General features: G+C 73.4%; 6 protein-coding genes. 4 read left to right on the top strand and 2 right to left on the bottom strand.

Annotated features, from left to right (window positions below; all coding sequences use genetic code 11):
• Window positions 1–55: 55 nt before the first annotated feature.
• Together DEJ01_RS14745 and DEJ01_RS14740 are read right to left on the bottom strand one after the other, a co-directional pair.
• Window positions 56–829 (bottom strand): amino acid ABC transporter ATP-binding protein, encoded by a 774-nt coding sequence (locus DEJ01_RS14745; RefSeq protein WP_111030179.1) that lies wholly within the window; start codon window positions 827–829, stop codon window positions 56–58.
• Window positions 829–1,944 carry an amino acid ABC transporter permease gene (locus tag DEJ01_RS14740; RefSeq protein WP_111093434.1) on the bottom strand — a complete coding sequence of 372 codons (1,116 nt, stop codon included), beginning with the start codon at window positions 1,942–1,944 and terminating at the stop codon, window positions 829–831. The genes DEJ01_RS14745 and DEJ01_RS14740 overlap by 1 nt, the downstream gene beginning before the upstream one ends.
• Window positions 1,945–2,098: 154 nt before the next feature.
• On the opposite strand from DEJ01_RS14740, the gene DEJ01_RS14735 reads away from it, so the two are divergent.
• From DEJ01_RS14735 to DEJ01_RS14720, 4 genes are all read left to right on the top strand, one after another.
• Window positions 2,099–2,350, top strand: coding sequence for a DUF4287 domain-containing protein (locus DEJ01_RS14735; RefSeq protein WP_111054606.1), 252 nt, complete (start codon window positions 2,099–2,101; stop codon window positions 2,348–2,350).
• A gap of 116 nt (window positions 2,351–2,466) precedes the next feature.
• Window positions 2,467–3,456, top strand: coding sequence for a hypothetical protein (locus tag DEJ01_RS14730; RefSeq protein ID WP_111093433.1), 990 nt, complete (start codon window positions 2,467–2,469; stop codon window positions 3,454–3,456).
• 82 nt (window positions 3,457–3,538) lie between these two features.
• Entirely contained in the window at window positions 3,539–4,927 is a 1,389-nt protein-coding gene (locus DEJ01_RS14725; RefSeq protein WP_111093432.1) for an alpha/beta fold hydrolase, read from the top strand.
• Window positions 4,924–6,474, top strand: coding sequence for a GMC family oxidoreductase (locus tag DEJ01_RS14720; protein WP_111093431.1), 1,551 nt, complete (start codon window positions 4,924–4,926; stop codon window positions 6,472–6,474). Before DEJ01_RS14725 ends, DEJ01_RS14720 begins: the two co-directional genes overlap by 4 nt.
• The last annotated feature ends 3 nt before the right edge of the window (window positions 6,475–6,477 follow it).

The raw sequence follows: 6,477 nt of genomic DNA, 5'->3' as shown, positions 1-6,477 counted from the left end.
GGTGATGGTGGAACTGGTTCCCCGTGTGGTGCGGGTGGGGATCGGGGGTCGGGGGTCAGCGGACGCGGGACAGGAAGTCGCGCGTGCGGGTGTGCTGCGGGTGGTCGAGCACCTGGGCCGGCGGCCCCTGCTCGACGACCCGCCCGTGGTCGAGGAACACGACGTGGTCGGCGACCTCGCGGGCGAAGGCGATCTCGTGCGTGACGATGACGAGCGTCGTGCCGGACTCGGCGAGGGACCGGATGACGCCAAGCACCTCGCCGACGAGCTCCGGGTCGAGCGCCGAGGTCGGCTCGTCGAGCAGGACCACCGACGGCTCGAGCGCCAGGGCCCGGGCGATCGCGACGCGCTGCTGCTGCCCGCCGGACAGCTGCCGGGGGCGGGCGGAGCCGCGGTCGCCGAGTCCGACCCGATCGAGCAGGGTCTGAGCCCGCGCTCGGGCCGTGGCGACGGGGACCCCGGCGGCGATCGGCCCCTCGGCGACGTTCTCGAGCGCGGTGAGGTGCGGGAACAGGTTGAAGTGCTGGAACACGAACCCGATCCGGGCACGCTGCCGCAGGATGTGCCGCTCGGGCAGCTCCTTCCAGCGGGGGACCCCGTCGCGGCCGGTGCGCAGGCGGACGCCGATGGGCTCGTCGCCGACGGTGACGACCCCGCGGTCGAGCGGTTCGAGGTGGTTGATCGCCCGGAGCAGCGTGGACTTGCCGGAACCGGAGGGGCCGAGGACGACGGTCACGCTGCCGGACGGCAGCGACAGGTCGATGCCGTCGATGACGACGCTGTCCCCGAACGCCTTGACGGCTCCGTGGATCGCGATGGCGGCGCTCATCAGATGCTCCTGTCGTCGACGGTGGAAGCAGACCCGGACGCGACCGCGCGCTCGGCGGCGGCTGCCTGTGTGCGGCGACCCGCGCCTCCAGGCCGTCCCGGACCACGTCCGGTCCCGCCGCCCCGCAGCGCGCTCCGCACCCGCTGCCACGGTGTCGGCGGCAGCGCACGGACCGACCCGCGGGCCGTCCACCGCTCGACGTAGTACTGCACGATCGAGACCGCGCTGGTGAGCACGAGGTACCAGATGGTGGCGACGACGAGCAGCGGGATGATGTCGCCCGGGTACGTGCTCGACAGGTTCTGCACCACGCCGAACAGGTCGAGCAGCGACACGTAGAACAGCAGCGACGAGGCCTTCAGCAGGCCGACGACCTGGTTCACGAACGCCGGGACGATCGACCGCAGCGCCTGCGGCATGATCACCCGCAGGAACTGCCGGCGACGGGGGAGCCCGAGCGCCTGCGCCGCCTCGTGCTGCCCGTGGTCGACGGCGAGCACCCCGGCGCGGACGATCTCGGACGCGTAGGCGATCTCACTGAGGCTCAGCCCGATGACCCCGATCGCCAGGTCGCCGAGCAGGTTCGCGGTCGGCACCTCGAACTGCGGCCCGAAGGGGATCCCGATGCCGATGGTCGGGTACAGCGACCCGAGGTTGTACAGGAAGACGAGCACCAGGATGAGCGGCACCGACCGGAACAGCCACACGTACCCCCACGCCAGCCCGGACAGCACCGGGTTGTGCGACAGCCGGGCGATGGCCACCAGGATCCCGCCGGCGAAGCTGATCACGGCGCTCAGCGCGGTGGCGGTGAGGGTCAGCTGCAGGCCGGTCAGGACCGCCGGACTGAACAGCCACTTGCCGACGGCCGGCCAGCCCCACTGCTCGTTCGTGAACAGCGTCTCGCCGAAGTTCAGCAGCACGACGAGCACGAGTGCCGCGGCGATCCACCGCAGCGGGTGCCGCAACGGCACGACGGAGCGGTCGAGTGCGGCGTGTCCGGCAGCGTCGATGGTCGCGGTCTCCGGCCTGGAGGCGCGGCTCGCCCCGGTCGTCCGGCCCGCGTCGTCGACGCTGGTCGCCTCCCACTGCGGGGCCCTGGTGGTCTCGGTCATGTCGCGACCGTAGGAGGCCTGGGCGGGACCGACAACGGGTCGCGCAACACCCCGCCACGCGGCGCAACACCGGGCCATCCGGCGCAACGCGGCGTCACGAAACGATGTCCTGCGTGACGTTCCGTGACGGCAGACGGAGCGCTACCGTTGCGCCATGACAGCGCATCGTGTGACCGCCCCGGTGCCCCCGGCGGACGGCACCAAGGTGAAGGGTCCGGCGTCGTACTTCCCGAGCATCGAGACGACGTACGGGCGCCCGGTGCAGGAGTGGCTCGACCTGGTCGCCGACCGGCTCGACGACCACCAGCACATGGAGGTCGTCGGGTGGCTCAAGGCCGAGCACGGCCTCGGGCACGGGCACGCGAACGCCCTGGTCGCCTACGTGAAGCACGCGCTGGCCTCCTGAGCGGTCGCGTCGCTCGCTTGTGGTTCGGCGGGTGTCGGTCGCGGTGCGTGGTGCGGCGGGTGTCGGTCGCGGTGCGTGGTGCGGCGGGTGTCGGTGGTCGTTCCTAGCGTGGGGGCGTGGCCGAACCCGTCGATGCGTGGTGGCGCCGCCGACAGTGGTCGCGCGGCGAAGCGGTGCCGTACGCCGTCGGACAGTTCCGCGCCGACTGGGCGTCGTACCCGGTGCTCATCCGGCAGTACCACCCCGACTGGAACCACGGCGTCGTCCTGACCCAGGTCCCCCCGGCGGCCGAGGTCCTGCTCACCTGGGAGTGCGACGTCGGGCACGTCTTCGTCGCGACCCCGTCAGAACAGCGGTCCCGTCCGGGCCGTGAACGTCGGCGATCCGTCTGGTGCCCCGAGTGCGCGGTGCAGGCCCAGCCGCAGCGGTGGCCGGTGCTGCCGTCGGACTGGCCGCAGGCCGTGCCGGTGCCGCAGCGGGTCGTCCGGAGTGCCGGACGACAGACGCTGCCCGCGGCTCCGGTGCGCGGGGTCCCGGCCGGAGCCGTCGCGTCGAGCCGTTCCCGGTCCCGTCGGCCCGTCGCCGGGTCCGCCGGGTCGGCCGGAGGGGCGCCACGGCGGACCGCCCAGTCCGTTCCCCGCACGATCTGCCCGAAGACCCCGCGGCTGCCGTCGGGTGAGTCGTTCACGAGCGTCTGCGCCCCGGCGACCGCCTCGGCGGTCGAGGCCGAACTCCGAGGCATGCTGTCCGAGCGGTTCGCGTTCACGTACGACCACTCCGCCATCCGGCTCGACCGCCCGTTCTTCGACCACGTCGAGGCATGGCCGGACATCATCCTGCCCGAGCTCCGCGTCGCCATCGAGTACGACTCCACCGGTCGGCACGGCCTCGAGCACGTCGGCCCGCGGCAGGAGACCGACCGGAAGAAGGACCGCGCCGTCCGCGCCGTGGGGTGGGAGGTCGTCCGCATCCGCACCGGGCGGCTCCCCGCGCTCGGCCCGTACGACCTCCAGGTGTCGGGGATCTCCGGCCGGACCGTCGACCGGCTGGCGGACACCCTGCGCGAGCTCCGGGGCGCGCTGTTCGTCGACGCGTACGCCCGGTGACACCGTCGATCGGGGTACACGCGACGCGCGACGGGGTACGGCCCGGCTGGGAGCGGTCGCGAGCGACGGGTAGGTATATAGGGTGACCACCGTCTTCTGTCTCCACGCCCTCGGCGCGAGTTCCGAGGAGTTCGCGCTGCTGCGCGCCGAACTCCTCGGCGACCTCGACCTGATCGGCATCGACCTGCCCGGCTTCGGCCGCAGCCCGGCGTCGTCCGGCACCACCGTCGAGGAGATGGCCGTCCTGGTGGAGCGCGCGATCGGGGCGAGCGGCTCGACGGAGTGGATGCTCCTCGGGCACTCGATGGGCGGCAAGGTCGCCACGGTGGTGGCCGACCGCACGATCTCCGGCGCGAACGGCCTGTTCGGGCTGCGGGCCGTGGTGCTCCTCGCCGCGTCCCCGCTCGCTCCGGAGCCGATGGACGACGACCGCCGCTGGACGATGCTCTCGTGGGCTGCCGGTGGCCCGATCGGCACCGATGACGCCGAGGAGTTCGTCGCCGCCAACACCGCCGCACCCCTGGCGCCCGCGCGGCACAGCGCGGCGGTGCAGGACGTCGAGCGGACCGACCCTGCCGCCTGGACGGACTGGCTGTCCCGCGGCAGCCGCGAGGACTGGTCGGACGCCGCACCGAACCCGGTGCCGGCCCTGGTGCTCGCCGGTGCCGAGGACGGCGACCTCGATGCCGACGCCCAGCGCCGCCTGACCCTGCCGCACTGGCCGAACAGCGAGCTCCACGTCGTCGACGGCGCCGCCCACCTGCTGCCCTGGGAACAGCCCGAGGCCGTGGCCGAGCGCATCCGCGACTTCCGGCAGCGCCGGGTCACGGGGTCGCCGGTCGTCCCCGTGGAGCACGCCCGCGTGATCGCCTCGCCGCGGGTCAGCGCCCGGACCCGCGGCCTGCTCGCCGAGCGCGCGCTACCCGACGACCCGTCGGCCGCACCCCACGCGCTGACGCCGACGCAGTTGGACACCCTGCGCGCCGTCGCCCGGATCGTCGTCCCGCAGCCCGGCACGGACCAGGTCGACCTGGCGCTGCGGGTCGACGCGCAGCTGGCCGCGGGGCTCGGTGACGGCTGGCGGCCGGACGGCCTGCCGGTGGACGCCGAGGCCTACCGTGCCGCGCTCGACGTCCTCGCTGCACCTGCCCGCGACGGCGTGCTCGACCAGGCCCTCGAGTCCGTGGCTGTCGGGCGGTACCGCGCTGACGGCGACCTCGACGCCGAGCAGCTGCGCGCGTGGTTCGAGGACGCCAGCGTCGACCTCGTGAAGCACTGGCTCGCACACCCCGCCACCATGGCCGCCATCGACTTCGACGGGTACGCCAACGGAGGTGACGGCGTCCGCAAGCAGGGCTTCCAGCTGCTCGCGGCGGGCGAGCGCGAGGCCTGGGAACCCGAGGCCCCCGCCGGCACCGCCGGCACCGCCACCACGATGGACATCGCACCGACGACCGGAGCTGCACGATGAGACTCGACGGACAACGCACGTACGGCACGGACGACGTCGTCGACGTGGTGGTGGTCGGCACCGGCGCCGGGGGAGCACCGCTCCTCGCATCGCTGGCCCGCCGTGGCCTGACGGTCGTCGCGCTCGAGGCCGGCCGCAACACCGAGCCGGGCGACCACGTGCCGGACGAGGTCGCCGCCCCCGGTGACATCAACTGGATGGACGAGCGGCTGAGCGGCGGCGGAGCCCCCACGGCCTTCGGCCCCAACAACAGCGGCACGGGCGTCGGCGGGTCGACGGTGCACTGGGGCGCGTTCACCCCGCGGCCGAGCGAGCACGACCTGCGGCTGCGGACCGAGAGCGGCGCGGGGCAGGACTGGCCGATCAGCCACGCCGAGCTCACCGGCTGGATCGAGCAGGTCGAGCACCACGTCGGCGTCGCCGGCCCCGAGCACTACCCGTGGGACCCCTCCCGCCGCTACCGGATGCGCCCGCCGGCCCGGAACGCCTCATCGGACATGATGATGCGCGGCACCGCAGCCGCCGGGATCACCGCGACCGATGCCCCGGTCGGCCTGACCACCGAGGACCGGCACCAGGAGCACCACGGGCTGCGCCAGGCCTGCGTGTCCTGCGGCTCGTGCCACCAGGGCTGCCGCAACGGCTCGAAGGTCTCGATGGACACGACCTACCTGCCGGCCGCCGTGGCGTTCGGTGCGGAGATCCGTCCGGAGTCCTTCGTGCACGGCATCGAGCTCGACGCGGCGGGACGGGTCGAGGCGGTCCTGTACACCGCCGACGGCCGCGAGCACCGCCAGCGCTGCCGGTCACTCGTCCTCGCCGCGGGCGGTGTCGAGACGCCGCGACTGCTGCTGCACACCGGTGTCGCGAACGGCAGCGGGCAGGTCGGCCGGAACTTCACGGCGCACGGAGCCACCCAGGTGTGGGCGCGGTTCGACGAGTCGATGCGCTCGTACCGCGGATACCCGTCGTCGATCATCACCGAGGACTTCGTCCGACCGGCGGATGCCGACTTCGCGGGCGGCTACCTCATCCAGAGCCTGGGCGTGCAGCCGCAGACCTTCGCGACCTCGCTGGTCCGGGGCGGCGGACTCCGCGGTGCCGAGCTCGTCCGGGCGCTGCAGGACTACCCGTTCTCGGCCGGCGTCGGCATCAACGCCGAGTGCCTGCCGTACGACGACAACCGCCTCGAGCTGACCGACGAACTCGACGAGCACGGTGTCCCGCGTGCCCGGGTCTCCTTCACCCCGGGCTCCAACGAGGAGGCGATCCGCCGCCACGCGGTCCGCACGATGACGACCATCGTCGAGGCTGCCGGTGGCCAGGACGTCCGTGTGCTCGAACGCACGGCGCACACCATCGGCACCGCGCGGATGGGCACGGACCGCGAGACCTCCGTCGTCGACCAGGACGGCCGCTCGTGGGACGTCCCGAACCTGTGGATCGCCGACAACTCGGTGTTCCCGAGCGCGGTCATCGCGAACCCGGCGCTGACGATCATGGCGCTCTCGCTCCGTACCGCCGACCGCATGCTGCAGGCCGCCTGAGCA

It is taken from the genome of Curtobacterium sp. MCLR17_040, from assembly GCF_003234735.1.
Taxonomy (GTDB): domain Bacteria; phylum Actinomycetota; class Actinomycetes; order Actinomycetales; family Microbacteriaceae; genus Curtobacterium; species Curtobacterium flaccumfaciens.
This window is presented reverse-complemented; position numbering and strand designations above follow the sequence as displayed.